This is a genomic window from Iocasia fonsfrigidae (assembly GCF_017751145.1).
GTDB lineage: Bacteria > Bacillota > Halanaerobiia > Halanaerobiales > DTU029 > Iocasia > Iocasia fonsfrigidae.
This window is the reverse complement of the sequence record NZ_CP046640.1, coordinates 3,655,823-3,682,560: the sequence shown is the minus strand read 5'-3', so window position 1 is coordinate 3,682,560 and position 26,738 is coordinate 3,655,823. Positions and strand designations below refer to the sequence as shown.

The window sequence follows — 26,738 nt, the reverse complement described above, 5'->3', positions numbered from 1 at the left end:
ATGAGTAAAATAACATTAACTATAGATGAACAGGAGATTCAGGTCGAAGAAGGTACTACCATTCTGGAAGCGGCCCGCGAAGTAGGTATTGATATACCAACCCTGTGTTATCATCCTGATTTAACCCTTCACGGTTCCTGCCGTGTTTGTGTGGTAGAAAATCTTGATAACGACAGCCTGGTAGCTTCATGTGTCACTCCGGCTGCTGATGGAATGAACTTAAGTACCCGTAGTGCCCGGGCCAGAAGGGCCAGGGGCCGGAATGTTAAATTGTTGTTAGCTAACCATCCCAATGACTGTCTGGGCTGTGACAGGAATGGAACTTGTGAACTGCAGGATATAGTCTATAAAATGGGGATTAGACGTGAAGAAATTGAACCTTTAGAAGGTGAAAAAAGGAATCTTCCTTTAGATGATAGGGGGCCTGCTTTAAAGAGGGATCCCAACAAATGTATTCTCTGTGGGCGCTGTGTTCGTGTCTGTGAAGAGGTTCAAGGGGTTTCTGCCCTACAATTTAGTAAACGTGGTTTTGATTCAGTTGTTACGACAGCTTTTGATCTACCACAGAGTGAAATTAACTGTGCTAACTGTGGTCAATGTGCCACGGTTTGTCCTGTAGGGGCTATCACAGAAGTAAGTGAAATAGATAAGGTCTGGCATGCCCTGGAAGACCCGGATAAACATGTCATAGTACAGACTGCCCCAGCTATTCAGGCTACTATTGGTGAGGAGTTTGGGCTGGAAGCAGGGACAGTAGTTACTGGCAAATTAGTTAATGCCCTGCGTAAACTCGGTTTTGACAGGGTCTTTTCAACTGAATTTAGTGCTGATCTGACAATTATGGAAGAGGGTTATGAATTCCTTGATAAGGTTGAAAATAATAAACCATTGCCCCATATTACTTCCTGTTGTCCGGGATGGATTAAATATGCTGAACACAATTATGCTGATTTGCTGGATAATGTTTCTACTGCTAAGTCACCACAGCAAATGTTTTCACCACTGGTTAAGACCTATTATGCAGAGAAATCTGATATAGACCCAGCCAATATATATACTGTTTCAGTAATGCCCTGTACTGCCAAGAAGTTTGAAAAAGACAGGGAAGAGATGGTTGATAGTGGTTATAAAGATACAGATGCAGTTCTGACTACCAGAGAGCTGGCCAGAATGATTAAAGAAGTTGGTATTGACTTTAATAATCTGGCAGATGATGAATATGATGAACTGATGGGTAAGTCAACAGGGGCTGGTACTATCTTTGGTACTACTGGTGGTGTAACTGAAGCCGCTTTAAGGACAGTTAAAGAGAAATTGACTGGTGAACCACTGGAACGTCTTAATCTTGGAATTCGTGGTATTAAAGAGGCGGAGGTTGAGATTGGTGATCTGGTAGTAAATGTTGCTGTAGCCAGTGGCCTTGGTAATGCTGCTAAACTCCTGGATGAAGTCAGGGCAGGCAATTCGAAATATCACTGGATAGAAATAATGGCCTGTCCTCATGGTTGTGTTGGTGGTGGCGGTCAGCCCTTGCCTGTTAATAATGAGAAAAAGGATAAACGGGCTGAAGGCCTTGCCAGTATAGATAAAAACAAGTATGTCCGTAAATCACATGAAAACCCTATGGTTCAGAAGTTATATGATGACTTCCTGGGGGAACCACTTGCTGATAAATCACACAAATTGCTGCATACACATTTTAAAGCACGTGCTAAGAACTAGAGATATGAAAACGCTGGCCTGGTGGTCAGCGTTTTTAATTAATAGAATAGGCAGGCGATTATATTTTTGGGGAGAATATATAATATATACGAAGCAGGATAGGGGGGAGGGGTTTGTATCAATATAATTTTTGTCCGGTATGTGGTAAAGGTCTTAGTGAAGATGTGATTGATCATAAGATGAGGAAATACTGCACTTCCTGTGGTTTTGTTCATTACCTTAATCCAAGGTCATCGGTGGGTGCGGTTGCCGTTAGAGATGGCAAAATACTCCTTGTCAAGAGAGGTGTTGAGCCTGGTAAAGGTTTATGGTCTCCTCCCTCTGGTTTTATTGATCCAGGTGAAACAGCTGAGCAGGCCTGTCTGCGTGAGCTGGAGGAAGAAACAGGATTAACAGGGAGAATAGTTGAACTGCTGGGGGTTTATACCCAGGATGCCAGGGTTTATGGTCCAGTGTTGATTGTAATGTATCTAGTTAATAATCTGCAGGGAGAGTTAAAGGCAGCTGATGACGCTGCTGATGTACGGTTTGTTGAGATTAACGATGCTGTTGATTTTAGCTTTAGTTGTTTTAACAAGGCTTTAAAAAAAGCAAAAGAAAACCTGGGGCTTTAAGGGCTGCAGGTTTTTTAATGTCATACCCTTCTGCTGTACCCAATATAATATTAATGGGGGTATAGCTATGGTGAATATGAGAAAATATAGGAGAAAGTACTCTTTAACCGATAAGTATCACAGGAATTTAGAGACAGGGCTAGTTTTATCAGGTGGTGGTGCCAAGGGTGCTTATCAGGCAGGGGTTATAAAGGGACTCTTAAAGATGGGGATTAAATTTGACCTGGTTACGGGGAGCTCTATTGGTGCCTTTAATGCTGTATTACTTGCTGAGTTTATTAAAAAGGGGTTGAGCAGCAGGGAGATAGGAGATGGGATGGAAGAGGCCTGGATGAAGGTTGATAATTTTTTAACCCTAAACTGGTCTGGTTTTTTAAATAATTTCTTTAACCCCTGTAAAATATCTTCAATATTTAGCAATAAGATAGTTAAGGCGGTTCTTAACAGCTATATACCTGTTAAACGCAGGTTTTCTGATTATAGGGACTGCCAGTTAAGTGTGACTGGCACTAATCTCAACAGGAAAAAACTCAGGATATTTGATTATAACTCTGATATAGCAGTGATTGAGGCTGTTCTGGGGTCAATGGCTTTCCCGGTAGCCTTTCCTGCGGTTAATATTGAGGGGGACAATTATATTGATGGTGGGGCCTTATGTAATGCCCCCTTAAGGGAAGCGATTATGTGGGGGACAAGTGATATCTATGTTGTTTTTTTATCCCCTCTTGATCAGATTGAAGATGGTTATGAAGACGGTAAGGTCCATCCCCAGTATTCTGCCCTAGAGGTAATTGCTGAATTTATTGATATGGCTTTTGGGCAACTTTTATATGGTGATCTCCATCGGACAGAACAGTTAAATGGCTTAATAAAATTGTTGAATCAATATGAGAGTTCATTACCGGCTGGTTTTCTTGCTGAGATGAGAAAGCTTTATGGTTTGAAACACCATAATAATAGTAAGATGATATCGATTAATAAGATTGCACCTGCTCAGGAACTTGACCCACCCGGTATTGGGGGATTTAACAATAAAAAGGTCATTGAGGAATTGATTAAAAAGGGTGAACGGGATAGTAGGCAATTATTTAAAAAAAGGAAATAGGCTATTTATTGAGAATATATATTTATAGTGGTCTTATTAATATTTATAGTTTTAGAGTAAATAGGAGGGGTTTAAGGAAATGGACTATAGTTTACCTTTTGTAACATGGTTCTGGTTGTTGGTACCAAATGGGATGATTGTCTTACTTTCACTCTGCCGTTTGATAAGAGAGAAAAGGGGTGATAAGTAATGGATCCTGTACTCATTACAATTATAGTATATATAATCGGGATGTTGTTAATCGGGTATTATTACTACCGCCGGAATGAATCGATAGAGGACTATTTTTTAGGGGGTAGGACCCTAAATCCTTATGTTACTGCCTTAAGTGCTCAGGCCAGTGATATGTCAGGGTGGTTATTGATGGGTTTTCCAGGTGCGGTTTACGCAGGTGGTTTTAATGCCATGTGGATAGGTATTGGACTGGCACTAGGTACTTATTTAAATTGGCAGTTTACTGCCCAAAGACTGCGCCGTTATACTGAGGTGGTAGATGCTATAACAATAGCCGATTTTTTTGAAAGCCGTTTCAGAGATAAATCCCATTATCTGCGGATTGTAACTGCTTTAGCAATTTTGATTTTCTTTACAATATATGTTTCTTCAGGTTTGATTGCTGGTGGAATATTGTTTGAAAATATATTGGGAATTAACTATAATGTTGCTGTCTTTCTGGCTGTAATTGTTGTTGGACTTTATACCTTTCTGGGTGGTTTTAAAGCAGTCAGCTGGACTGATTTTGTGCAGGGTTTACTTATGTTTATTGCTTTGATCATAGTTCCTATCATTGTGATCAGCAGTTTAGGAGGATTTGATGAACTATGGAAACAGATTGCTGCTGTAAATCCGGATCTTCTTAATGCCTCTAAAATTGTTGATTATAATCTGGCTGACAGGGTTAGGTGGACCTCACTTAATACCGGGGACGGCTTTACTTTTATTAGTTTAATCTCCCTGCTGGCCTGGGGGCTAGGTTATTTTGGTATGCCTCATATACTGGTAAGGTTTATGGGGATAAAGTCTGCCCGGCAGCTCCCTATATCTCAGTTTGTAGGGATTAGCTGGGTTGTTATCAGCCTGATAGGGGCGGTACTGGTTGGTATGATGGGTATTGTTATTATACCAGAGCCCCTGGCAAATACAGAGACTGTTTTTCTAGTATTATTACAGAGATTGTTTAATCCGTGGATAGCCGGTATTTTTCTGGCAGCTGTTCTGGCGGCTATAATGAGTACGATAGACTCACAGCTCTTGGTTTCTTCCAGTGCCCTGGCAGAGGATTTTTATAAAGCCATTTTTAGACCAGAGGCAGGGCAGAAGGAACTGCTCTGGGTAAGCCGTGCTACAGTTGCTTTAATCACTATTCTGGGGCTTGTTTTTGCCCTTTCAGGGGGTTCGATACTGGACATAGTTGCTTATGCCTGGGCAGGACTGGGCGCTTCTTTTGGACCAGCTATTTTGTTTTCCCTTTTCTGGAAGAGGACAAGCAGGAATGGTGTACTGGCCGGGATAATTACGGGTGGATTAACGGTAATTATCTGGAAAAACTTCTTTGCCTATACTGGCCTATATGAGATTATTCCAGGGTTTATACTGGCTGCCCTGCTTATATATTTAATTAGTTTACTGGGTGATGGCCCGGTAGAGGGAGTGGAAAAGGAATTTGAGATGGCTATGAAACCACTGGCCAATGAATAACTGCTAGTTTTTATGCTGACCGGGAATAATAAATAAAACCTGCTTCTGCTAAGGAAGTGGGTTTTATCTATTGTCTGGAGATATAAAAGTGGTATAATATTAGTAAGTAAATTATTTACTTAAAATTGTCAGGGGGTTTATCAATGCCGCTTAAAACAAAAATAATCTATTCTTTAAGTAATAATCCCTGGTATAACCTGGCTCTGGAAGAATTTTTGTTGGAGAGCATTAGCCAGGATGAAGTTCTGCTTTATCTCTGGCAGAATCAGCGGACAGTGGTTATCGGACGTAATCAGAACGCCTGGAAGGAATGTAATTATAAGGTCCTAAAAAGAGATGAAGGTAAGCTGGCCCGCCGCTTATCAGGAGGTGGTGCGGTCTTCCATGACCTTGGTAATCTTAATTTTACATTTATTATGGGGCGTGCTAATTATTATCTAAATAGACAGTTGAGAGTTATTATTGAGGCTGTTAAACAGTTGGGAATTGGGGCTGAGTTTTCCGGTCGGAATGACCTGCTTGTTGAAGGCAAAAAGTTTTCAGGGAATGCCTTTTATTTTGCAGCTGACAAGGCATATCATCATGGCACACTATTACTTGATACTGACTTTACTCAGATGCTTAAATACCTTCAGGTATCAGCTGAGAAGATAGCATCCAAGGGGATTGATTCGGTTCGCTCCAGGGTGGTTAATCTGAAAGAGTTGAAGGCTGATTTAAATCTTGAAATGCTTAAACAGGCTATGGAGGCTTCTTTTTTAGAGGAGTATGGTGGTAAAGGACAGACTGAGTATTTACAGCCTGAAGATATTTCTAAATTAAAGGGTTTATATGAGAAATATTCCTCCTGGGAATGGTTGTTCGGCAGCTCCCCGGATTTCAATGTTGTTTTTGAGAAAAGATTCCCCTGGGGGGGGTTAGAGCTCTGCCTACAGGCCAGCAGGGGTATTATTGAAGAGGCGGTTATTTACTCTGATGCGATGGAGGTTGAATTAATAAGAAAAATTGCTGAAATGCTCAAAGGCTGTATTTTTGACATTGAGGAAATAAGTAAAAGAATTAAGAAGATTAATCCTGACCAAAATAAGGAAATAATAACTGATATTGTTTCCTGGCTAAAGGAGAAGAATATATAACTTTTGATAAGGGAGTGATCTTAATGGGAAGAAAAAAGTTGTTTTTAGTGTTAAGTCTGCTTATTGTATTTGTAATGACTACTGCTGTTAATGCAGAGGGAATAAAAAAGATAAAAGTGCAGACACCAACAACAGTAGGGGCATTACCAGTGTTATGGATGGCAGAAGAAGGTGTGCTAGGTGAGGATATAGAGATTGATGTAAAGATATCAGCTGACCATAATAGGGCTATTTCTTTGATTGCTAAAAATGAGATAGATATGATGTTGACTGGTGTTAATGTTGGAGCCAAGGTTTTTAATAAAGGGATTAATATTAAATTGCTTAATGCCAACATTTGGGCAATAGATTATGTTCTGACAAATGGATTTGAGGCAGATACCTGGGAGGACCTGCAGGGTAAGACACTCAGCCTGCCTTTGTTAGGGGGACCGCTGGATTTTCTAGTCCGGTATTTTCTGGATAAAGAGGGTATTGCCTCTGAAGAGATTAACCTGGTTTATAAGCCCTTACAAAATGGGGCCAGGACATTTATGATGGGTAAATTAGATGCCATTTTACTCCCTGAACCACTAGTGACCAAGATTTTGAGTAATAACGATAAGGCCAGCTTATCAATAAATATTCAAGACGAATGGGCTAAACACCATAATGGTGACGGTAGGATACCATTTGTAGGGCTTTTTGTTAGTAATAACTTTTTAGAGGAAAATCAGCAGTTAACAGATAGTTTTAATGATTATTATAAGATAGGTGTAAACTGGGTGAATAACAATCCTGAAGAGGCGGCAGAACTGGCAGCCAAATACTATGGTATGCCTGCTCAATTAATCCTGAAGTCTTTTAACAGGGTAAAACTGGATTGTTATCCTGTTTTAGAAGAGAACAAATTAATTGAGAGGTATTTTAGGGATATTATGACATTATACCCAGAGATGATAGGTGGTAAATTACCTGATGAATCATTTTACTTCTAGTTTTTTTAAAATAGCTGTCGGCACTGCTGGTGTTCTGGCAGTGCTTCTTTTATGGGGAGGTTTATCCAGCAGATTTTCTTCTTTAATTCTGCCTTCTCCACTGGAAACTGCTCAGGTCTTAATTGAGCTATTGGAAAGTGGAATACTGGTCACTTTTATTTTAATTACAGTTAAACGTACGATGATTGGTTATTCAGGAGCGATTATTGCCGGGCTTGTTTTTGCTTTTTTTCTACGTTACAGTAAGTTCTGGAGGCTTTTTTTCAGGCCACTGATAACAATTATGCAGACCATTCCACCAGTAGTCTGGCTGGTTCTGGCAGTTATCTGGTTTGGTATTGCTGATGACTTAACACCTATCTTTCTGATTTTTATTGTTAGTTTTCCAGTTGTTTTTATAAATATCTACCATGGGCTGGGTAATATAGATTATGGGCTTGTTGAAATGGCCAGGTTTTATCACTGCAGCAGGAAACAGATTTTTTTTGATATTTATCTTCCTTCCCTCCTACCTCACCTGATGTCAGCTATCAGTATTGGTCTGGCTTTTGCCTGGAAGTCGACAGTGTTTGCTGAGTTTGTGGGGAGTTCCAGTGGGATAGGTTTTGCCCTGAGTGTTGCCAATAACAATTTGCAGACAGATAGGCTTTTTGCCTGGTCTATTGTACTGATAGTCCTTATGTTTTCTTTTGAATATTTGATTATTAAGCCTTTAAAGAAATATGTAATGAGGTGGGAGCCAGATGTCGGCTAATTTACTTAGTATTAAAAACTTGGCCAAATCATATAATGCCTATGAAGTGCTGGCTGATATTAACTTTGAACTCAAAGATGGAGAGATTGTAGCCTTTATTGGTTCTTCTGGCAGTGGTAAAACAACACTCTTTAATATTATTGCTGGTTTACTTGACAGGGATGTCGGCGAATTAACTTTAAAGGAGGGGCTGAGGTTGGCTTGTGTTTTTCAGGAGCCCAGGCTTTTACCATGGAAGAGTGTGGAAGATAACCTTACCTTTGTTCAGCAGAACTTTCTCACTGAAAAGGAAGGGGCAGCTCTGAGGGAGTATCTTTTAAAAGGGGTAGGCTTAATTGATTTTCGGGATAGTTTCCCAGGGGAATTGAGTGGTGGTATGAAACAGCGCCTGGAGTTTGCCCGGGCCCTTTCAATTAAACCTGATTTACTTTTGCTTGATGAGCCCTTTAAATCTATTGATACAGGGTTAAAAATAAAACTACGTGAGTTGTTACTAAAGAATTGGCAGGAAGAAGCCTACTCGATTTTGCTTATTACCCATGATCCCAGAGAGGCTGTTTTACTGGCTGACCGGATCTGTTTTCTGGCAGGTCAACCGGCCGGGATAGAAAAAGAGTTTAAAATAAGAATACCTCAGGGGGAGAGGGGGCTTGCTGATAAGGGGATATATAGTATTTTACAGGAGATTGCTGACCTTTATTTAATGGATTAATTAAAAAAGGAGTTGTTTAGTAATGATAAAAAATGTTGTTTTTGACCTAGGGAATGTGCTTTTATCTTATGACCCCAGGGGATATCTGGAAAAGAAATATGATGATGAAGAATTAATTAATAAATTATATAACTCTGTTTTCAAGAGTGAGGAGTGGATAGGGCTTGACAGGGGTAGTATTAGTCAGCAGGAGGCTGTAGAAATCTTAACAAAACGGCATGGTTTTGGCAGTGAGGTTAGTGATATATTCAGAGACTGGGAGGAGATATTGCAGCCTATCCAAGGGAGCATTGGGATTTTGGAGGAACTCAAAGACAGGGGATATAGTCTTTATGTTTTGTCAAATTTCCACTTAGAGGCCTTTAAACTGGTTGCAAATTATGATTTTTTTAATAATTTTGATGAACTGGTTATTTCGGCAGAGATTAATGCTGTAAAACCGGAGCCGGAGATATACCGCTATCTACTGGCAAATTATTCACTGTCCCCTGAAGAAACTGTGTTTATTGATGACATGGAGGATAATCTTCTGGCCGCTGAGGATTTTGGGATTAAGACAATACAATTTAAAAGCCCGGTACAGTTAAGGGGAGATTTGCAGGAATTAGGTCTGTTTCACTGATATTTTACTCTCAACCAGCATATTATTATAGTAATATCCTGGAAGGGGGAATATATCAGTGATTACAGGTGTTAGGGTGAAGAGTTTAGTTAAGCATCCTGATGATCGGGGTTTTTTTATGGAGGTTTTGCGCAGGGATGATGGGTTGCTAGAATTGTTTGGGCAGGCCTCACTCTCTAAAACATATCCTGGTGTTATTAAGGCATTTCATTATCATCAAGAACAGGATGATATCTGGTTTTTTCCTTCAGGTAATGCCCAGGTGGTATTATATGATTTAAGGGAGGATTCACCAACAAGGGCCAGGACAGATGTTTATTATATGGGTGAGGATAATCAGGTATTACTCCTGATACCTAAGGGTGTTGCCCATGGGTATCAGGTGCTTGGTAATAAGGCTGCTACTATAATGTATTTTACAACAAAGCCATATAATAGGGAAAACCCTGATGAGTACAGGATTCCCTGGGATGACCCGGAGATTGGTTTTGACTGGGAGACAAAGAATAGATAAAATAGGAGGGTTTTAAATGAAATTGCTGGTTACCGGTGGAGCTGGTTTTATTGGTTCGAATTTTATCCATTATATTTTAGAACATTATGATGATGAAGTGCTTAATCTTGATAAACTGACTTATGCTGGTAACTTAAATAATCTTAAGGGACTGGAAGATAATGAACATTATAAATTTGTCAAAGGGGATATTGCTGATAAAGAGCTTGTTGATGGGTTAATGAAACAGGGTGTTGATGTAATAATTAACTTTGCTGCAGAATCTCATGTTGACCGGAGCATTAAAGAGGCTGATGTCTTTATCCAGACAAATATTAGCGGTGCTCAGGTTCTACTGGAGGCTGCTGTTAAATATAAAATAAATAAATTTATTCAGGTCTCTACTGATGAAGTCTATGGTTCATTAGGTGCTCAAGGATTATTTACTGAGGAAGATTTACTCCAGCCCAGCAGTCCTTATTCTGCCAGCAAAGCAGGGGCTGATCTACTGGTCGATGCTTATCATAAAACCTATGGCCTCCCTGTCAATATTACCCGCTGTTCGAATAACTACGGTCCCTATCAATACCCTGAGAAATTAATACCCCTTCTTATTACTAATGCCTTAAATAATAGGGAACTACCCCTATATGGTGACGGCGGGAATATCAGGGACTGGATTCATGTAGGAGATCACTGTCGGGCAGTAGATGTGGTGCTGCGTAGTGGAAAAGCAGGGGAGATATACAATATTGGTAGTAATAATGAGAAAAGGAATATAGAGATAGCGGAGGCTATTATTAATATACTTGGTAAAGACCGGGGGTTAATTAAGTTTGTTAAAGACAGACCTGGACATGATAGGAGATATGCTATAGATTATACAAAACTTAGACAGGACCTCGGCTGGAGACCTAAATATGATTTTTCCAGGGGATTAAAGGAGACAATAGAGTGGTATTGTACTAATGAAGATTGGTGGAGGGTATTAAAAACTCATAGGATGGAAAAGTAGATGAAGTTATATTTAGATAGTTTTATAAAATTCTTGACAATTATGGTCAAAATATTTATAATATAAATATGAAATATATTTTTTATATATGAAAACATATTTCATTTTAATTATAATCAAACAGGGAACTGAGTATAAATTGATGTTTGCATTAGTAATATTAGGTGTGTATTCAAAATATTGAAAATTATAAAAAGACATACGAGAAGATGAGGAAAAGGTGATAATAATTAATGAATAAAACTAGAGAATCTACCCTAGAAAGGGCAATTAAAATATTAGAATATTTGGCTACTTCAAAAAAAAACACAAGATTATCTGATATTGGAAAAACTCTTAATATACCGAATGGAACTACATACAATATTTTAAAGACACTTGAAAAATACAAATTAATTGAGTGTGAACTACCTTCAAAACGATATAAACTGGGTTTTAAGATGTTTCAATTAGGAAACCATGTTGAATGGATAAAGAATTTGAGGAATAATTCACTGCCTTATATGCGTGAACTTACAAAAGATAGTGGTGAAACTTCTCAATTAGGTATTATTTTCGAGGAGGATTTGTATTTTCTTGAAATTATTGAGACACCAAATAATACCAAAACCAGGTCAACTGTTGGATCAAGTCTACCATTGAATGCCCCCGCTGCGGGTAAAGTTCTATTAGCATACCAGCCAGCAGAAAAGAGAGAAATATTACTAAAAAATATAGAATTAGTGCGATTTACTCACAATACTATAACAGACCGAAAAAAGATGGCCGAAGAACTTCAAAAGGTAGTTGAACAAGGTTATGCTCTAGATAATGAAGAAGTTTTTTTGGGCACAACATGTATTGCTGTTCCAGTATTTGATTCTAAAAAACGTGTATGTGCTGCCCTGGGAATAACGGGTGATACTGCTCGAATTAAAAAGAATATGCCTTCTCTGATTAATACTATACAGCATGAGGCCTTAAATATTTCCTTTAAAATGGGTTATCAACTTTTATAGACTTTTATAAATAAGTATATTTTTTTGCTTTTATTCGTGAAAAAAGTTTTATATATATGAAAAATAAATTGCTATTTAAATCATTAAATATAATTTAAACCTAAAATTTGTTTTAGGTTTATTATTCATCTAAAAATATTTGAAAAGGGGGTATTGATTACATATTTTATAATATATTTTCTTAGCGTATAAAAAAGGGGAGGAAAAAAATGAGGAATAGTAAAATTGTTTTAGGTATTGTTCTGTTTTGGGTGTTTAGTCTTATAATGAGTGGAAGTGTTCTGGCGGTAGATTATGAAATGAAAATTGGTCATAGTCAATCGGTAAAGACCCCACGACATAAGGCATGTGTATATTTTAAATCACTTGTTGAAAAAGAAACAAACGGTAGAATTAAAGTAAGAATATATCCCTCTAATCAACTAGGTACAGAAGCAGAAATGATGGAAACTGTAAAAGTTGGAGCAATTCAGGCAACCTTAGGTGGACAGTTTGAAGCCGCATCTCCAAAGCTATTAATTTATACTATGCCATTTTTATTCAAAGATATTGATTCTGTATATTCTATTATCCGTGGTCCAATTGGGGATAAGATTGCAGCAACTACAGAAAAGAATAATATTAAGATACTGGCCACTGGTGTGGCAGGTGGGTTAAGGAATTTTAGTAATAATAAGAGGCCTGTCAAAACACCTGAAGATATGAGTGGTCTTAAGATGAGAACACCACCTATAGATAGTATCATTAAAACGGTTAAAGCAATAGGTGGTAACCCAGTATCTGTTCCTTATGCTGAACTATATATGGCCTTAAAAACTGGAGTTGCAGATGGTCAGGAAAATCCATTTACAAATATGGTAGACAAAAAATTATATGAAGTACAAAAATACCTAACGATAGTTAACTACCAGTTCCATCCCAGTCCACTATATGTTAGCTTAGATTGGTATAATTCCCTTGATTCAGACTTAAAGGCAATACTAAAAAAATGTGCAGAAAAAATGATGATTTATAATGACAAATTAAATCGTGAAGCAACCGAGGATTCTTTTGAAATTTTGAAAGACAAAATGGAAGTAAATTATTTAACTGAAGAACAGAGGGTACAATTTATTGAGAAATCACAAGCAGTATATGATTATTACATTAAAGAGGGTTTCTTTACTCAGGCAGAAATAGATGAGATAAGAACTGCAGAATAGTATAATAAGAAATTTAGATTAGTAAAAAAACAGGGTCGGTTATAAGACTGGCCCTGAAAAAGAAGGTGATTGTGTGAATAGAATTATAGAAATTGTAGATTCTTTGTTAATGAAAATTACCATAAATGTAATTGCTTTAATGACAATTACTATAATTATTTCTGTGTTTTTAAGATATCTATTTGGAATTTCATATGTTTGGGTGCAGGAATTGATAGTCTTTATGTTTATATTTACTACATTTTTTGGCTCAGTTCTGGCATTTAGGCGAGGAGAACATCTGTCAATAGATATTTTTTCTATAAAATTTCCAGATAAGGCAAAAAAGATAGTAAATATATTTTTTGATATTTCAATTTTGTATCTATACTGGCAGGTAATTAAGGTTAGTTTTAAATGGATAAATAAAGTGGGGAATGTTGTTACTCCAGGCATAAGGATACCTATGAAATATCTATATTTTATTCTACCACTAAGTGCAGTATTTATGATTTTTTATGTAGTTATAGATGTTTATCAGAGAATTAAAAATTGTAATTAGACAGGAGTGAATTATATGGCAGTTACAGCATTAATACTAACCTTATTATTTTTTATTATAATTGGTTTACCAATTAGTTTTTCACTTGGTCTTTCCAGTATAGTATATTTTGTGTTTAATCCTAATTTTTTAATTATGATACCTCAAAGGATGTGGGCAGGTGCGAATAGTTCTGTAATGGTAGCCTTACCCTTGTTTTGTATGGCAGGGATGTTGATGAATTTAAGTGGTATAACCAGGAAGATAATTGATTTTTGTTCTTATTTAGTAAAGCCTTTTAAGGGTGGACTGGGAGAAGTTAATGTAATTGCCAGTATGATTTTTGGTGGTGTATCTGGTTCTTCGGTTTCTGATACTTCTGCATTAGGTTCAGTTTTAATCCCTGAAATGGAAAAAAGGGGTTTCAGTAAAGCATTTGCAACAGGTATTACTGTAGGTTCATCAACTGTTGGGATGATTATTCCTCCCAGTATTCCCATGATAATTTATTCGACGATTTCTAATGAATCAATTGGTGCTTTGTTTTTAGCAGGACTTGTACCAGGTATATTGATTGGTATAAGCCAGTTGATTTTGGTATATATAATTTCTCGGCGTAATAATCATCCTATTGAAGAAGGAAAGTTTGAGTTTAAAGAAATGTTAAAAAGATCTGTCGATGGGGTGCTTTCTATATCAATGCCACTTTTTATAGTGCTTTCTGTTTCTTTTGGTATTGCTACAGCTACTGAATCAGCTGGAATAGCTGTTTTGTATGCAGTTATAATTGGTTTTTTAGTCTACAGGAAATTAAAAATTAATCGTTTTAAAGAGGTTGCCAGAGAGACAATACTTACTTCCAGCACTATTATGATTATAATTTCTTTTGCCTATACATTCATCTGGATTTTAGCTTTTGAAAGGATACCAGACATAATTGGTGATTTTATCCTATCACTTAATGTTAGCTATTTCTGGATTTTGTTTTTTTTGGACATACTTATATTATTAATAGGAATGTTCATTGATGTAAGTCCGGCTTTATTGTTACTTGGCCCTGTCCTGGTTCCAGTAATGGAGACCCTGGGTATGGATCTTTTACAACTGGGGGCAATTTTAATTGTAGGACTTGGTATTGGTCTGGCAACACCACCAATAGGAATGTGTTTAAATGCAGCATCAAAGATTTCTGATATGCCGATAATGGATATTGCTAAAGAAACACTACCTTTTCTGGCCTGTAATATATTAGTTTTAATTTTAGTGACTTTTTTTCCGAAAGTTTCATTATGGGTTCCAGGTTTGTTTTTTTAGGAGGTGATTTTTCCTGTTTTAGTATTTTTAAATACGTATTTCAATTTAATAAAATCTTAAATTAAGGAAAGGATGAAGTTTAGTATGGAAATTAGAAATGGGGTACACCCGGAAGATGCAAAACATTATACAACAGAAAAGATGAGGAAGGAATTTTTGATTCAGGATTTGTTTAATTCAGATGAGGTTAAATTGGTTTATAGTTATATTGATAGGATAATTACTGGAGGTATAAAGCCAGTTAAACAAGAATTAAAATTGGAGGCAGGTAGGGAAATAGGTGTAGAATATTTTTTGGCCCGGAGAGAAATGGGAGTCATAAATATTGGGGCTAAAGGTACTGTGAAAGTCGATGGAGAGGAGTATTCACTTGACCCAAAGGATGGGCTATATATTGGTATGGGAAATAAAGAGATTATTTTTAGTAGTAAAGATAGTGATAATCCTGCTAAATTTTATTTAAATAGTGCACCAGCTCATAAAACTTATCCGACAAAAAAAATTAATATTAAAGATGCCAAGCCAGAGAAAGCAGGATCACTGGAAAATTCAAATAAGAGAACGATTTATAAATATCTTCATCCAGATGTATTAGATACCTGCCAGTTATTAATGGGGATGACACTTCTTGAACCCCACAATGTCTGGAATACTATGCCTTGTCATACTCATGATAGAAGGATGGAGGTTTATTTTTATTTTAATATTGCTGAAGATAATTTAGTTTTTCATTTAATGGGAGAACCAGATGAAACAAGACATCTTGTTGTCCGTAATGAAGAGGCAATTATAAACCCAAGTTGGTCAATTCATTCTGGAGTAGGGACAGCTAATTATACATTTATCTGGGGAATGGTTGGTGAAAATCAAACATTTTCTGATATGGATCATGTACCTATGGGAAGACTTAAATAACTTCAAAATATATTGAAAGGAGTATGATAATGGATCTATTTAATTTAGATAATAAAATTGCTATTGTCACAGGCTGCTCAAGCCTAAAGGGAATTGGTTATTCAATTGCTGAAGGACTGGCAGAGGCTGGAGCAGATATTGCTGGGGTGGCAAGAAGTGATCTTTCTGAAGTTAAAAAAAGTATTGAATCTAATACAGGAAAAAAGTTCTTGAAGATACAGGTTGATTTACTTGAAGAAGAAAGTATTAATAAAATAGTAGAAGAAGCATTAGCTAAATACGGCCAAATAGATATATTAGTTAATAATGCTGGTATAATAAGAAGACATCCAATATTGGATTTTTCTGTAAAAGACTGGGATGATGTTTTAACTGTTAACTTACGTAGTTTGTTTTTATTAAGTCAAAAAACTGCTAAATATTTTATAGAAAACAATATAAAAGGTAAAATAATTAATATAGTATCGATGTTGTCGTATCAGGGAGGTGTCTTTGTTCCTTCTTATACAGCGAGTAAACACGCTGTGGCAGGTATTACTAAATCTTTTTGTAATGAATTGGCTGCTAAAAATATTAATGTGAATGCAATTGCACCTGGTTATATTGCAACAAATAATACTGCACCACTTCGTCAGGATAAAAAGAGAAGTGAAAACATACTGAATAGAATACCTGCTGGAAGATGGGGTAAAAATGAAGATTTAAAAGGTGCAGCTATATTTTTAGCTTCTAAAGCTTCTAATTATATGAATGGAGCAATTGTTCCTGTTGATGGAGGATGGCTTTCCAGTTAATTAATAAATAGATTGTTATGTGATAGAGGAAGATTTTTACAAAAATCTTCCTCATTTTTTTGATATTTTTTAAGATGTCTTATCTGAAATAGGTGCTTTTATCCTTGATTTAATTAGATTAGTTACGATAAAATAATCATGCAATCATTATTAAAGAGTCTGTTCGAAAAGTATCAGTATATACCACCGGGGATTATATATCCCTTCACTCAACGGTAACACCTTAACTTCGTTCAGGGATATATAATCCCCTATTTATCTTTTCGAACACACACTTAAAGGAATAATTTATCATAAGAAGGAATTTTCAAAAAATGCTTGACAGGAATAAGTCAGAATGTTAATATTATATTACACGAAACGTTTAGCGCTATTGTAATTTATAAGAATATACTTTGACAATTTCATAATAAAAAGGTGATAGAGATGGCTACGATAAAGGATGTTGCAAAATATGCAGGTGTGTCTATAGCAACAGTGTCTAAATACCTTAATGGAGGTAATGTTTTAGATAAGAATAAGGAATTAATAGATGAAGCAGTTGTTAAACTGGACTATCAGGTTAATGTTATGGCTAGAGGTTTAAAAACAAATGAGACCATGACAGTGGGAATTATAATACCTAGTTTAACCAATTTGTTTTTTACGACTATTGTGTCTAAGGTGGAAAACCTGCTACTGCAAAAGGGTTATAGTACCATAATTTGTGATTATAGAGAAGATGAAAAATTAGAAAAGGAAAAGTTGAATTTTTTACTTAGTAAAAATGTTGATGGGATAATTATGGTACCCAGTTGTTCGGAAGATAATGAACTAATAAATAAGGTTAATAAAGATTTACCGGTGGTTTTAATAGATAGAAATATCGAAGGGGTTAATTGTGATGTAGTACTGACTGATAATATTAATGGTTCCTATGATGCTGTTGAACAGCTTATTCACCGGGGACACAGAAGGATAGGTATTATTTGTGGACCTGAGGAACATTATACTGCTGTTGAACGATTAACTGGGTATGATCGGGTTCATGAGGATTATAATATAGCCAGGGATAAAGACTTAATACGCTTTGGTGATTATCAGATAGAGAGCGGTCATCAGGAAATAATCAATTTGATGAAACTAGCAGAACCACCGACAGCTATTTTTGTTACTAATTATGAAATGACTTTAGGTTCTATAATGGGAATAAATGAACTAGATATTAAAATGCCTGATGAATTATCTCTAATTGGTTATGATAATTTACAGTTGGCCAAGATAATTAAGCCGTCTCTTTCCATTGTTACCCAGCCGATGGATGAAATAGGTGAAACAGCCGCCAGATTAATGCTGAAAAGGCTTAAAAAGGATATGAGTAAGCATCCTGCTGTCTACCGTTTGAAAAGCAGGATTATTATTAAAGACTCTGTGAGGAAATTAAATGAAGGGTGAAAAATTTTGCGTTAAAACGAAACGTTTAGTGCTATATAATATTATAATATGAAACGTTTATAATAAATTCTAAAAGGCAAATGATATTTTTAAGATTGTAGATAACTTTAAAGACCGACAAATATATTTACTCCCCTTGTCGTGTACCGCAGGCACTCCGCATTTAAGTAGTTCGCCCAAGAACAGTTTAAGGTTGCGCTGCGGTGTCCTACCTCCGCTTACTGTCGAGAAATTATCCTTCGGCGTCCTGCCTACGGATAATTTCTAGAGTCGTCCAGTAAATATATTTGTCTGTATTATGATAACAAGTTGACTTTATATAAGAAGAATTCCTATAGTAAAAAAATTAATAATTATTGATTAAGTTTGAATGATTGTTAGGTCACTTTGTTCTATCAAAAATTTTAAAGGAGAAAGTTATATGGATACTAAATATTTACTGGCAATTGATATTGGTACATCTGGCTGTAAGATAAGCCTTTTTGACCTTGCGGGGTGTATTATTAGTACTTATCTGGGGGAATACCAGACATATTATTTTGGTGAAAATTGTGTTGAACAGGATGCCGGAGACTGGTGGGAGCAGGTTTGTAGAGGGATTAATGAAATAAAAAATAGCTATGACATAAATACAGATGATATTCTTGCCATTGGTGTTGATGGACATAGTTGGGCCTGTTTACCAGTTGATAGAGATGGTTTACCTTTAAGGAGGGCTATGATCTGGCTTGATAGAAGGGCTGAAAAGCAGACTATTTATTTGAAAAATTATATTGGTGAGGAAAGACTGATTAATACTAATGGCAATCCTGTCGATTCAGCCTATATTACTCCTAAAATGCTCTGGTTGAGGGATAATGAAGCTGATATTTATAAAAGAACTTATAAGTTTTTGCAGAGTAATGCCTATATAGTGTATAAGTTGAGTGGAGAATATTCCCAGGATTTATCACAGGGCTATGGTTTTCATTTTTTCGATATACATAAGGATGAATGGGCTGAAGAGATTGCTAATGAGTTAGATATATCATTAGATTTAATGGCCCCTTTATATTCTCCCCATGAAGTTGTGGGTAAGGTAAATAGGTCAGCAGCAGTAGAGACCGGTTTAAAAGAGGGGATACCTGTTGTTGCTGGTGGACTGGATGCAGCCTGTTGTACTCTGGGGGCTGGGGTAATTAAACCTGGTCAGACCCAGGAACAAGGCGGACAGGCCGGAGGAATGAGTATTGTATTAGATAAGGCAGTTATTCATCCAAAATTAATTCTGGGTAATCATGTAGTACCAGATAAATGGCTCCTACAGGGAGGTACAGTTGGAGGAGGAGGTGTTCTTAACTGGTTTAATAAGGAACTGGGTTTTTATGAACACAAACTGGCTGAAGAACAGGGTAAAAACCCTTATCAGGTCATGAGCCAGGAGGCAGCAAGTGTTCCGGCCGGTAGTGAAGGACTTATGTTTTTGCCTTATATGGCTGGTGAAAGGTCGCCACTTTGGGATACTAAAGCAAGGGGAGTATTTTTTGGTTTATCATATGATAAAGAGAGAAAACATTTGATCAGGTCGATGATGGAAGGTGTTGCTTATTCATTACGCCATAATCTGGAGACTGCCGAAGAGGTGGGTGCTGTTGCTGAAGAGCTTAATAGTGTAGGCGGCTCTGCCAATAGTGAAGTCTGGACTCAGCTTAAGTCTGATATTACTAATAAAACGATTAAGATCCCTTATGCAGACCAGGCAACCAGTCTGGGGGCAGCTATTCTGGCAGGAGTAGGTGTAGGGGTTTACAGTAATTTTGAAGACGCTGTTGAGACTACTATCAAGATAGCTAGAGTTCACAAACCAGACCAGGCTAAATTAAATATTTATCATGATTATTATCAGCTCTATATAGATTTATATCAGAAACTAAAGGATAGTTATCAAGTTCTTTATAATATTTCTGAAAATTAATTTATATCAAAGTTTTATTCAGATATTAAGAATATTATTTTATTTCTCAAAATGGGAGGTTAATTAATAATGAAGGCAGCGGTATTACATGGGAAGAGGGATTTGCGGTATGAAGAGATCAGTAGACCTGAAATTAATGAACATGAGGTTTTAATCAGGGTTAAAGCAACAGGTATCTGTGGTTCAGATCTGCCCAGGGTCCTGGGTGACGCATCACATTACTACCCTAATGTATTTGGACATGAATTTGCAGGGGAAATAGCAGAGATAGGAAGGGGTGTGAGGGCTGACTTCATAAAGGGTGATCGAGTTACTGCGGCCCCATTAAAACCCTGTCATCAGTGTGAGAGTTGTTTAAAAGGGGATTTTGCTTTATGTAATAACTATAGCTTTATTGGTTCCAGGGAATTTGGGACCTGGGCTGAATATGTTAAGGTTCCTGAAATGAATCTTGTTAAACTACCGGAAGGGGTATCATATGTTCAGGGGGCTTTCCTGGAGCCGATTACTGTAGCCCTACACGGTCTATTTTTGATGGACTTTAAACCTATGACCAGTGTTGCTATTACCGGAATGGGGACAATTGGGTTACTAACATTACAGGCTGCTAAAATTATGGGTGCCAAAGAGATAACTGTTTTTGATATCGATGAAGATAAACTGGCATTAGCTGAAGAGCTGGGCGCAGATTATCTAATTAATACAAGGAATAAAAATTTCCGGGAGAGGGTAAATGATATTACCGATGGTAATGGATTTGAGATGGTTTTAGAGACAGCAGGGGTACCACAGACTGAGCTTTTATGTCTGGAGATAGCAGCTAATAAGGGGAGTGTAATGTATATTGGTACACCACATACTGCTTTTAAGATTACCCCGGAACAGTTTGAGTATTTAAATAGAAAGGAATTAACGGTCAGGGGTTCCTGGATGTCTTATTCAGCACCATTCCCTGGTAAAGAATGGACACTGGGTGCTTATTACCTGGGAAAAAAGAAAATAAGGATCGAAAAACTCTTAGATAGGGTAATACCACTAAAGGAAATCTGGACTGCTTTTGAGGATATAGACCAGGGAAAGATAAAGGGAAAGGTTATGTTAGAGGTATAATTAATTTTAGTTTTTAAAGGGGAGGAATAAGATGTCTTTAGTTAATCCGTTATATCTTATAAAACAAGCTCAAAAAAATAGTATAGCTATTCCAGCTTTTAATATTCATAATATGGAAACAGTTCAGGGGGTGATCGAGGCAGCAGTTGAGGAGAAATCTCCAGTAATGATAGCTACTACTCCTGGCACCTTAAGGCATGCAGGGGTTTCGTGTATTGCCAATATTGTTAAAACCATTGCTACTGAGGTAAATATCCCGATAGCACTTCATCTTGATCACTGTTCATCCTATGAGGTGATTGCCCAGGCCTTAAGGAATGGGTATACTTCAGTGATGATTGATGCAGCAAAATTACCATATGAGGAGAATGTTTCTCTGGTAAAAGAGGTTGTTAAAATGGCCCATGCTGTGGGTGTAGCTGTGGAGGCAGAGATAGGTAGGATCGGTGGGACAGAGGATGATTTAAGTGTAGATGAAAGGGAGGCTTCATTAACAATACCAGCAGAGGCTAAAGATTTTATGGAGACTACTGGTATCGATACCTTGGCTATTGCTATTGGAACTGCTCATGGTATGTATCAGGGGGAACCTAAACTTGATTTTGATAGGTTATCAGCTATCAAAGAACTGGTTGATATTCCTCTTGTCCTACACGGGGCATCAGGCGTGCCTGCTGATAGTGTCCGTGAGGCAATTAAACGGGGGATATCTAAAGTAAATATAGCTACTGAACTAAAAATACCTCTGGCCCGGTCAATTCAGAATTATTTTGCTGACAATCCAGAAGGGAATGACCCTCGTAAATATCTGGGTTTAGGTAGAGAGGCTGTTAAGAAGGTGGTTAAAGAAAAGATAAGGCTCTGCAGTTCTAATAAGTTATTAAACACACTGGAGGAATATGAATGTTGTTAGCCATTACAATGAATCCAGCCATAGATAAGGTTTATTCGGTAGATGATTTTGCAGTTGATGCTGTTTTTCGGCCCAGGGATATGACAGCCACTGCTGGTGGTAAAGGATTAAATGTAGCCAGGGTGGCATATTTGTTGGGAGAATCTGTTACTGCTGCCGGACTGCTGGGTGGAAATAATGGACAATTTATTAGTAAAGAGGTTCAAAAACGGGGGATTATAAGTGAATTTATGGAGATTACAGGTGAGACCCGAATTTGTATTAATATCACAGACCAGAAAAATACTACTTCAACAGAAATCTTAGAAAATGGTCCAATTGTAAGCAGGCAGGAACTTGAAAATTTTCTGGAACACTATAATAAATTACTGGATGGAGTTGATGTTGTTACAGCTTCAGGGAGTCTGCCGGAAGGTATTCCGGTTGATTTCTATAAAATTTTGATTAATATTGCTAAAAGTAGAGATAAGAAATTTATACTGGATAGTAGTGGAGAATACCTGGTAGAGGGGATTAAGTCTATTCCCTATATGATAAAACCAAATCAGGATGAGGTTGAACAGATTGCTGGCCAAAGGCTTTCAGACATAAGTGATTATATAGGTGTTTTATGGGAGTTCAAGAAGCAGGGTATTGAACTGCCTGTCATTTCTTTAGGGAGAAATGGGTGTCTAACTGTAATTAAAAAACAGGTTTATCATTTTAAAGGGCCTCTGTTAAAAGTCAAGAATACTGTTGGTTCAGGTGATTCTTTTATAGCAGGTTGTGCTGTTGCTTTAAGTCAGGGGAGAGCGCTAATTGATGTTATAAAACTGGGGATGGCCTGTGGGGCAGCAAATACTCAATTTTTTAAGACGGGAATGGTTTCTAAAGAGTTAGTTGATGATTATTTTGAAGAAATAGAATGTGTAGAGGTAAATTAAAAAATGGAGGGATAGATATGACTACAGAAAGATTTAGAATTGCTGAGGAGGGGGTTGACCCCAATAAGGTTCCTCAAAGGACTTTGTATGATGGTGATAAAATACCTGGTGTTGGAATGGGCACCTATGGTTCTGACCGTTTTAGTGCTGGAGATATCGCTGAAGCTGTTAAGGGTGCTGCAGCAGTGGGGTACAGACATTTTGATTGTGCTGCTGCTTATCATAATGAGGATCTGATTGGTGAGTCATTAAAGGAAATATTGGAGGTGTTGGACAGGGAAGAGCTGTGGATTACTTCTAAGTTATGGAATAATAGTCATGGTAAAGGTAATGTAATTCCAGCCTGTGAAAAATCACTTAAGGATTTGCAGTTAGACTATCTTGATTTATATCTTGTTCACTGGCCTTTTCCCAACCACCATGCACCAGGGGTAAGTGTTGATTCCCGGGACCCGGATGCTGAACCTTATATCCATGAGCATTTTATGGAGACCTGGCGTGAAATGGAGAAACTGGTGAAAAAAGGGTTAGTAAAACATATTGGTACTTCTAATATGACCATCCCTAAAATGAAACTCCTATTGAGAGATGCTGAAATCAAACCGGCTTGTAATGAGATGGAGCTGCATCCCCATTTTCAACAGCCTGAGTTCTTTAACTTTTGTAAGGACAATGAAATATTGCCAATAGGTTTTACACCGATTGGTTCACCAACCCGTCCTGACCGTGATAAAACAGAAAATGATACAGTTGATATAGAGGACCCGGTTATTGTTAAGATAGCTGAAAAACATAAGGTACATCCTGCTGTAATTTGTGTTAAATGGGCAGTACAGCGGGGGCAGGTACCGATACCATTTTCAATTCACCGGAATGAATATTTGAGTAATCTTCGCTGTACAGTAGAAGACCCACTTAGTGAAGAGGAAATGAAAGAGATTGCAGGGATTAATAAGAATTGTCGCCTCATTAAGGGTCAGGTTTTCCTTTGGGAAGGAGCGAATGATTGGAGAGACATATGGGATCTAGATGGTGAGATTACAAAATAAGTTAGTATTTTCTTGATAATATTTCTCTACTATACTGGTTTGTTTTGATAAAAATCGATAAAATTATAACTGTATAAAATGTGCTTATTATTGTGAAAAGCTATTTTTTAAAGGGTGATAATTAAAGAACCTGTTATTTAAGATTAAATTAAAGGAGGTGATCAAGGACAGGTTTATGGTCAGGTTTTAGGAATAGTCTAGTCTAAAATTTAAAGGAGGATTTAATCTATGAGTAAAAGAAATTTAATTGTTTCATTGTTGTTGGTTTTAGTATTGGCTGTTAGTGGGCATGTTCTGGCGGGAAAGCCCACAATCCTTGTGTCACCAAAGGGTACTGATTCACCATACTGGTTGGTAGTTAAAGCTGGTGCTGAGGCAGCTGCTGAAGAATTTGGGGCAAACATTGTCTGGCAGGGACCCCAAAAAGAGACTGATATTGCTAAACAGGTAAATGTAATCGAAAATAATGTTATCAAAAATGTCGATGCCATAGTTATGGCAGCTACTGATGCCAATGCCCTGGTTCCTCCCCTTAAAAAGGCTCAAAATAAAGGGATACCTGTTATTACTATAGATTCTGGGGTAGCAGATGATAGTGTTGTTATGGCTCATGTATCAACAGATAATGAAAAGGCTGCCATGAAGGCAGCAGATATTTTAGCAATTCTTACTGGTGAAGAGGGTGAGGTAGGTGTTATACCTTTTGTAGCTGGTGCTGCTACTTCAATGGCCAGAGAAAACGGTTTTAAAGATGGTTTAGAAAAATACCCTGGCTTAGAAGTAGTAGCTACACAGTATTCCCAGGCTGATATAGCTACAGCAATGCAGGTTACGGAAAATATGTTAACAGCTAACCCTAATTTGAAGGCAATTTTTGCAGCCAATCTACCTGGTGGTGTTGGTGCTGGTAGAGCCTTGAAGTCAAGGGGTTTAGAAGATGATGTTGTCCTGGTTAGTTTTGATAGTGGAGATACTTTAATTAAACAGTTAAAAGAAGGTTCAGTAGATGCTTTAGTAGTACAACGTCCTTATCAGATGGGTTATCTGGGGGTACAGTATGCTATTAAGGCCATAAATGGAGAAGATATCCCTGAATTTGTTGATACAGGTTCGATAGTTGCTACCAGAAGTAATTTAAATGACCCGGTAGTTCATAAAGTATTATTCCCAAACGAATAAAGTGAAAGGATAATTGATTTAATGTGTATCTACACAAAACTAGGTGTAGATACACTACTTATTAAGAAAGGGGGATTATATTGAGTGATAATTTAGTTATAAATATGAAAAATATCACAAAACAGTTTCCTGGGGTTCTGGCACTAGATAATGTTGATCTGGAGGTAAAAAAAGGAGAAATTCATGTCTTATTAGGTGAGAATGGTGCTGGTAAATCTACCTTAATGAAGGTTTTAACTGGTGCTTACCAGAAAAGTAGTGGGAAAATATTTTTAAATGGTAAAGAGATAAACCTGGAAAACCCACGGCATGCTATGGACTTAGGAATAAGTATGATATACCAGGAATTTAATCTTGCCCCACACCTGACTGTGCAGGAGAATATTTTCCTGGGAAGAGAATCTAGCAGTAATATTTTATTAGATGATAAAGAAATGTATCGGCAAACCCGGAAAATACTGGATAGATTAAATGTTAATATTTCTCCTAAAGAAAAGGTTAAAAACTTGAGTGTAGCCTATCAGCAGATGGTTGAAATTGCTAAGGCTGTATCAATAAATGCCCAGGTAATAATTATGGATGAACCAACAGCTGCCCTGACTGCAGAAGAAAAGAATATACTATTTGATATTATTAGACAATTAAAGAGTGAAGGTAGGTCAATAATCTATATCTCGCATTTGTTAGAAGAGATAAAACAGGTTGGAGACCAGGTGACGATTCTCAGGGATGGTCGGAAAATAGATACTGTAGCGGCTTCAACAGATCCTGATAGATTAATTGAGTTAATGGTAGGTAGAGAAATTAAGGAATTATATCCTAAACGTAATGTCAAGATAGGTTCGGAAAAACTAAGGGTAGAAAACCTTTCACGCCGGAATGTGATTAGTAAGGTGTCTTTTTCAGTTAGAGAAGGTGAAATACTTGGGATTGCCGGGCTGGTTGGTTCAGGTCGCACCGAGATTCTCCGGGCTATTTTTGGGGTTGATCCCATTACAACTGGTAAAATTTATGTAGACAATAAAGAAGTTAAGATAAATTCACCTAAAGATGCTATAGAATATGGTATTGGTTTAGTTCCAGAAAGTAGAAAGGAACAGGGGCTGGCTCTGGATTTGGCTGTTGATGAGAATATTAGTCTTAGTACCTTAGATAATTATATAAGACATGGTTTGATCTATAAACAGGAAGAAAGAAGGATTGCTGCTAAGTATAAAGATGAGTTAAAGATTAAAACCCCTTCACTGAACCAGAAGGTTAAATTTTTAAGTGGAGGTAACCAGCAAAAAGTAGTTATTTCCAAATGGCTGTGCAGTAAATCTGAGATATTGTTCTTTGATGAACCGACACGGGGGATAGATGTAGGCGCTAAACGTGAGATATTTAAGGTAATGAATATGTTAGCTGAACAGGGTACTGCTATAATAATGGTTTCATCATATTTACCAGAAATACTTGCTATGAGTGATAGAATAGTAGTCATGTCTAATGGTGTGATGACTGGAGAGATTGATGGTAGTGAGGCTACTCAGGAAAAGATTATGAAATATGCTACCAGGAATATGTCTTAAAGAGGAGGATAAAA

At 37.1% G+C, this 26,738-nt stretch carries 25 protein-coding genes; all 25 read left to right on the top strand.

The annotated features are described in order from the left end of the window. The 25 genes from GM661_RS17630 (at position 1) to GM661_RS17510 (ending at position 26,724) form a co-directional block, all read left to right on the top strand. Positions 1–1,722, top strand: a complete 1,722-nt coding sequence (locus GM661_RS17630) for an NADH-dependent [FeFe] hydrogenase, group A6 (protein ID WP_125986679.1) — start codon at positions 1–3, stop codon at positions 1,720–1,722. Positions 1,723–1,835: 113 nt separating this feature from the next. Beyond that, positions 1,836–2,336, top strand: a complete 501-nt coding sequence (locus GM661_RS17625) for an NUDIX hydrolase (RefSeq protein WP_269059897.1) — start codon at positions 1,836–1,838, stop codon at positions 2,334–2,336. A gap of 67 nt (positions 2,337–2,403) precedes the next feature. After that, positions 2,404–3,441, top strand: coding sequence for a patatin-like phospholipase family protein (locus GM661_RS17620; RefSeq protein WP_230867973.1), 1,038 nt, complete (start codon positions 2,404–2,406; stop codon positions 3,439–3,441). A gap of 189 nt (positions 3,442–3,630) precedes the next feature. Next, positions 3,631–5,139, top strand: coding sequence for a sodium/proline symporter PutP (gene putP / locus GM661_RS17615; RefSeq protein WP_230867972.1), 1,509 nt, complete (start codon positions 3,631–3,633; stop codon positions 5,137–5,139). Between the two features lie 143 nt (positions 5,140–5,282). After that, entirely contained in the window at positions 5,283–6,275 is a 993-nt protein-coding gene (locus GM661_RS17610) for a lipoate--protein ligase (protein ID WP_230867971.1), read from the top strand. Positions 6,276–6,298: 23 nt separating this feature from the next. Then, complete coding sequence (locus GM661_RS17605; protein ID WP_230867970.1) at positions 6,299–7,252, top strand: ABC transporter substrate-binding protein; 954 nt, start codon at positions 6,299–6,301, stop codon at positions 7,250–7,252. Beyond that, entirely contained in the window at positions 7,233–8,006 is a 774-nt protein-coding gene (locus GM661_RS17600; protein WP_230867969.1) for an ABC transporter permease, read from the top strand. The genes GM661_RS17605 and GM661_RS17600 overlap by 20 nt, the downstream gene beginning before the upstream one ends. Then, on the top strand, positions 7,996–8,718 hold the full coding sequence (locus GM661_RS17595) for an ABC transporter ATP-binding protein (protein WP_230867968.1): 723 nt from the start codon (positions 7,996–7,998) through the stop codon (positions 8,716–8,718). The genes GM661_RS17600 and GM661_RS17595 overlap by 11 nt, the downstream gene beginning before the upstream one ends. Before the next feature lie 22 nt (positions 8,719–8,740). Beyond that, entirely contained in the window at positions 8,741–9,340 is a 600-nt protein-coding gene (locus GM661_RS17590; protein WP_230867967.1) for an HAD family hydrolase, read from the top strand. 52 nt (positions 9,341–9,392) lie between these two features. Further along, positions 9,393–9,854 carry a dTDP-4-dehydrorhamnose 3,5-epimerase gene (gene rfbC / locus GM661_RS17585; RefSeq protein ID WP_407929685.1) on the top strand — a complete coding sequence of 154 codons (462 nt, stop codon included), beginning with the start codon at positions 9,393–9,395 and terminating at the stop codon, positions 9,852–9,854. Positions 9,855–9,870: 16 nt separating this feature from the next. Then, the gene (gene rfbB / locus GM661_RS17580; RefSeq protein WP_125986661.1) at positions 9,871–10,848 is read left to right on the top strand and encodes a dTDP-glucose 4,6-dehydratase; all 978 of its coding nucleotides are present in this window, start codon (positions 9,871–9,873) and stop codon (positions 10,846–10,848) included. Between the two features lie 233 nt (positions 10,849–11,081). After that, positions 11,082–11,846, top strand: a complete 765-nt coding sequence (locus GM661_RS17575) for an IclR family transcriptional regulator (protein ID WP_125986659.1) — start codon at positions 11,082–11,084, stop codon at positions 11,844–11,846. Positions 11,847–12,055: 209 nt separating this feature from the next. Continuing rightward, positions 12,056–13,048, top strand: coding sequence for a TRAP transporter substrate-binding protein (locus GM661_RS17570; protein ID WP_230867965.1), 993 nt, complete (start codon positions 12,056–12,058; stop codon positions 13,046–13,048). A gap of 73 nt (positions 13,049–13,121) precedes the next feature. Continuing rightward, entirely contained in the window at positions 13,122–13,589 is a 468-nt protein-coding gene (locus GM661_RS17565) for a TRAP transporter small permease (protein ID WP_230867964.1), read from the top strand. A gap of 15 nt (positions 13,590–13,604) precedes the next feature. Further along, positions 13,605–14,882: a TRAP transporter large permease gene (locus tag GM661_RS17560; RefSeq protein WP_230867963.1), complete on the top strand. Its 1,278-nt coding sequence runs from the start codon at positions 13,605–13,607 to the stop codon at positions 14,880–14,882. Between the two features lie 84 nt (positions 14,883–14,966). Continuing rightward, positions 14,967–15,797 carry a 5-dehydro-4-deoxy-D-glucuronate isomerase gene (gene kduI / locus GM661_RS17555; protein ID WP_230867962.1) on the top strand — a complete coding sequence of 277 codons (831 nt, stop codon included), beginning with the start codon at positions 14,967–14,969 and terminating at the stop codon, positions 15,795–15,797. A gap of 23 nt (positions 15,798–15,820) precedes the next feature. Beyond that, entirely contained in the window at positions 15,821–16,591 is a 771-nt protein-coding gene (gene kduD / locus GM661_RS17550) for a 2-dehydro-3-deoxy-D-gluconate 5-dehydrogenase KduD (RefSeq protein ID WP_230867961.1), read from the top strand. Positions 16,592–17,017: 426 nt separating this feature from the next. Next, positions 17,018–18,025: a LacI family DNA-binding transcriptional regulator gene (locus tag GM661_RS17545; protein ID WP_230867960.1), complete on the top strand. Its 1,008-nt coding sequence runs from the start codon at positions 17,018–17,020 to the stop codon at positions 18,023–18,025. A gap of 421 nt (positions 18,026–18,446) precedes the next feature. Continuing rightward, positions 18,447–19,979 (top strand): xylulokinase, encoded by a 1,533-nt coding sequence (locus GM661_RS17540; RefSeq protein ID WP_230867959.1) that lies wholly within the window; start codon positions 18,447–18,449, stop codon positions 19,977–19,979. 69 nt (positions 19,980–20,048) lie between these two features. Next, entirely contained in the window at positions 20,049–21,089 is a 1,041-nt protein-coding gene (locus GM661_RS17535) for a galactitol-1-phosphate 5-dehydrogenase (protein ID WP_230867958.1), read from the top strand. A 31-nt stretch (positions 21,090–21,120) separates the two neighbouring features. Continuing rightward, the gene (gene fba, locus GM661_RS17530) at positions 21,121–22,002 is read left to right on the top strand and encodes a class II fructose-1,6-bisphosphate aldolase (protein ID WP_230867957.1); all 882 of its coding nucleotides are present in this window, start codon (positions 21,121–21,123) and stop codon (positions 22,000–22,002) included. Continuing rightward, the gene (locus GM661_RS17525; protein WP_230867956.1) at positions 21,993–22,925 is read left to right on the top strand and encodes a 1-phosphofructokinase family hexose kinase; all 933 of its coding nucleotides are present in this window, start codon (positions 21,993–21,995) and stop codon (positions 22,923–22,925) included. Before fba ends, GM661_RS17525 begins: the two co-directional genes overlap by 10 nt. 17 nt (positions 22,926–22,942) lie before the next feature. Continuing rightward, complete coding sequence (locus tag GM661_RS17520; RefSeq protein ID WP_230867955.1) at positions 22,943–23,974, top strand: aldo/keto reductase; 1,032 nt, start codon at positions 22,943–22,945, stop codon at positions 23,972–23,974. Positions 23,975–24,202: 228 nt separating this feature from the next. After that, positions 24,203–25,153 (top strand): ABC transporter substrate-binding protein, encoded by a 951-nt coding sequence (locus GM661_RS17515; protein WP_230867954.1) that lies wholly within the window; start codon positions 24,203–24,205, stop codon positions 25,151–25,153. An 80-nt stretch (positions 25,154–25,233) separates the two neighbouring features. Further along, a complete protein-coding gene (locus GM661_RS17510) occupies positions 25,234–26,724 on the top strand; it encodes a sugar ABC transporter ATP-binding protein (RefSeq protein WP_330165230.1) in 1,491 nt (496 codons plus the stop codon). Positions 26,725–26,738 lie beyond the last annotated feature (14 nt).

What these genes read in the sequence shown, in the direction of transcription:
- GM661_RS17630 (WP_125986679.1), top strand. Translation starts at nt 1, where the DNA reads ATGAGTAAAATAACATTAACTATAGATGAACAGGAGATTCAGGTCGAA.
- GM661_RS17620 (WP_230867973.1), top strand. Translation starts at nt 2,404, where the DNA reads ATGGTGAATATGAGAAAATATAGGAGAAAGTACTCTTTAACCGATAAG.
- putP (WP_230867972.1), top strand. Translation starts at nt 3,631, where the DNA reads ATGGATCCTGTACTCATTACAATTATAGTATATATAATCGGGATGTTG.
- GM661_RS17610 (WP_230867971.1), top strand. Translation starts at nt 5,283, where the DNA reads ATGCCGCTTAAAACAAAAATAATCTATTCTTTAAGTAATAATCCCTGG.
- GM661_RS17605 (WP_230867970.1), top strand. Translation starts at nt 6,299, where the DNA reads ATGGGAAGAAAAAAGTTGTTTTTAGTGTTAAGTCTGCTTATTGTATTT.
- GM661_RS17600 (WP_230867969.1), top strand. Translation starts at nt 7,233, where the DNA reads ATGAATCATTTTACTTCTAGTTTTTTTAAAATAGCTGTCGGCACTGCT.
- GM661_RS17595 (WP_230867968.1), top strand. Translation starts at nt 7,996, where the DNA reads ATGTCGGCTAATTTACTTAGTATTAAAAACTTGGCCAAATCATATAAT.
- GM661_RS17590 (WP_230867967.1), top strand. Translation starts at nt 8,741, where the DNA reads ATGATAAAAAATGTTGTTTTTGACCTAGGGAATGTGCTTTTATCTTAT.
- rfbB (WP_125986661.1), top strand. Translation starts at nt 9,871, where the DNA reads ATGAAATTGCTGGTTACCGGTGGAGCTGGTTTTATTGGTTCGAATTTT.
- GM661_RS17575 (WP_125986659.1), top strand. Translation starts at nt 11,082, where the DNA reads ATGAATAAAACTAGAGAATCTACCCTAGAAAGGGCAATTAAAATATTA.
- GM661_RS17570 (WP_230867965.1), top strand. Translation starts at nt 12,056, where the DNA reads ATGAGGAATAGTAAAATTGTTTTAGGTATTGTTCTGTTTTGGGTGTTT.
- GM661_RS17560 (WP_230867963.1), top strand. Translation starts at nt 13,605, where the DNA reads ATGGCAGTTACAGCATTAATACTAACCTTATTATTTTTTATTATAATT.
- kduI (WP_230867962.1), top strand. Translation starts at nt 14,967, where the DNA reads ATGGAAATTAGAAATGGGGTACACCCGGAAGATGCAAAACATTATACA.
- kduD (WP_230867961.1), top strand. Translation starts at nt 15,821, where the DNA reads ATGATAATGGATCTATTTAATTTAGATAATAAAATTGCTATTGTCACA.
- GM661_RS17545 (WP_230867960.1), top strand. Translation starts at nt 17,018, where the DNA reads ATGGCTACGATAAAGGATGTTGCAAAATATGCAGGTGTGTCTATAGCA.
- GM661_RS17540 (WP_230867959.1), top strand. Translation starts at nt 18,447, where the DNA reads ATGGATACTAAATATTTACTGGCAATTGATATTGGTACATCTGGCTGT.
- GM661_RS17535 (WP_230867958.1), top strand. Translation starts at nt 20,049, where the DNA reads ATGAAGGCAGCGGTATTACATGGGAAGAGGGATTTGCGGTATGAAGAG.
- fba (WP_230867957.1), top strand. Translation starts at nt 21,121, where the DNA reads ATGTCTTTAGTTAATCCGTTATATCTTATAAAACAAGCTCAAAAAAAT.
- GM661_RS17525 (WP_230867956.1), top strand. Translation starts at nt 21,993, where the DNA reads ATGTTGTTAGCCATTACAATGAATCCAGCCATAGATAAGGTTTATTCG.
- GM661_RS17520 (WP_230867955.1), top strand. Translation starts at nt 22,943, where the DNA reads ATGACTACAGAAAGATTTAGAATTGCTGAGGAGGGGGTTGACCCCAAT.
- GM661_RS17515 (WP_230867954.1), top strand. Translation starts at nt 24,203, where the DNA reads ATGAGTAAAAGAAATTTAATTGTTTCATTGTTGTTGGTTTTAGTATTG.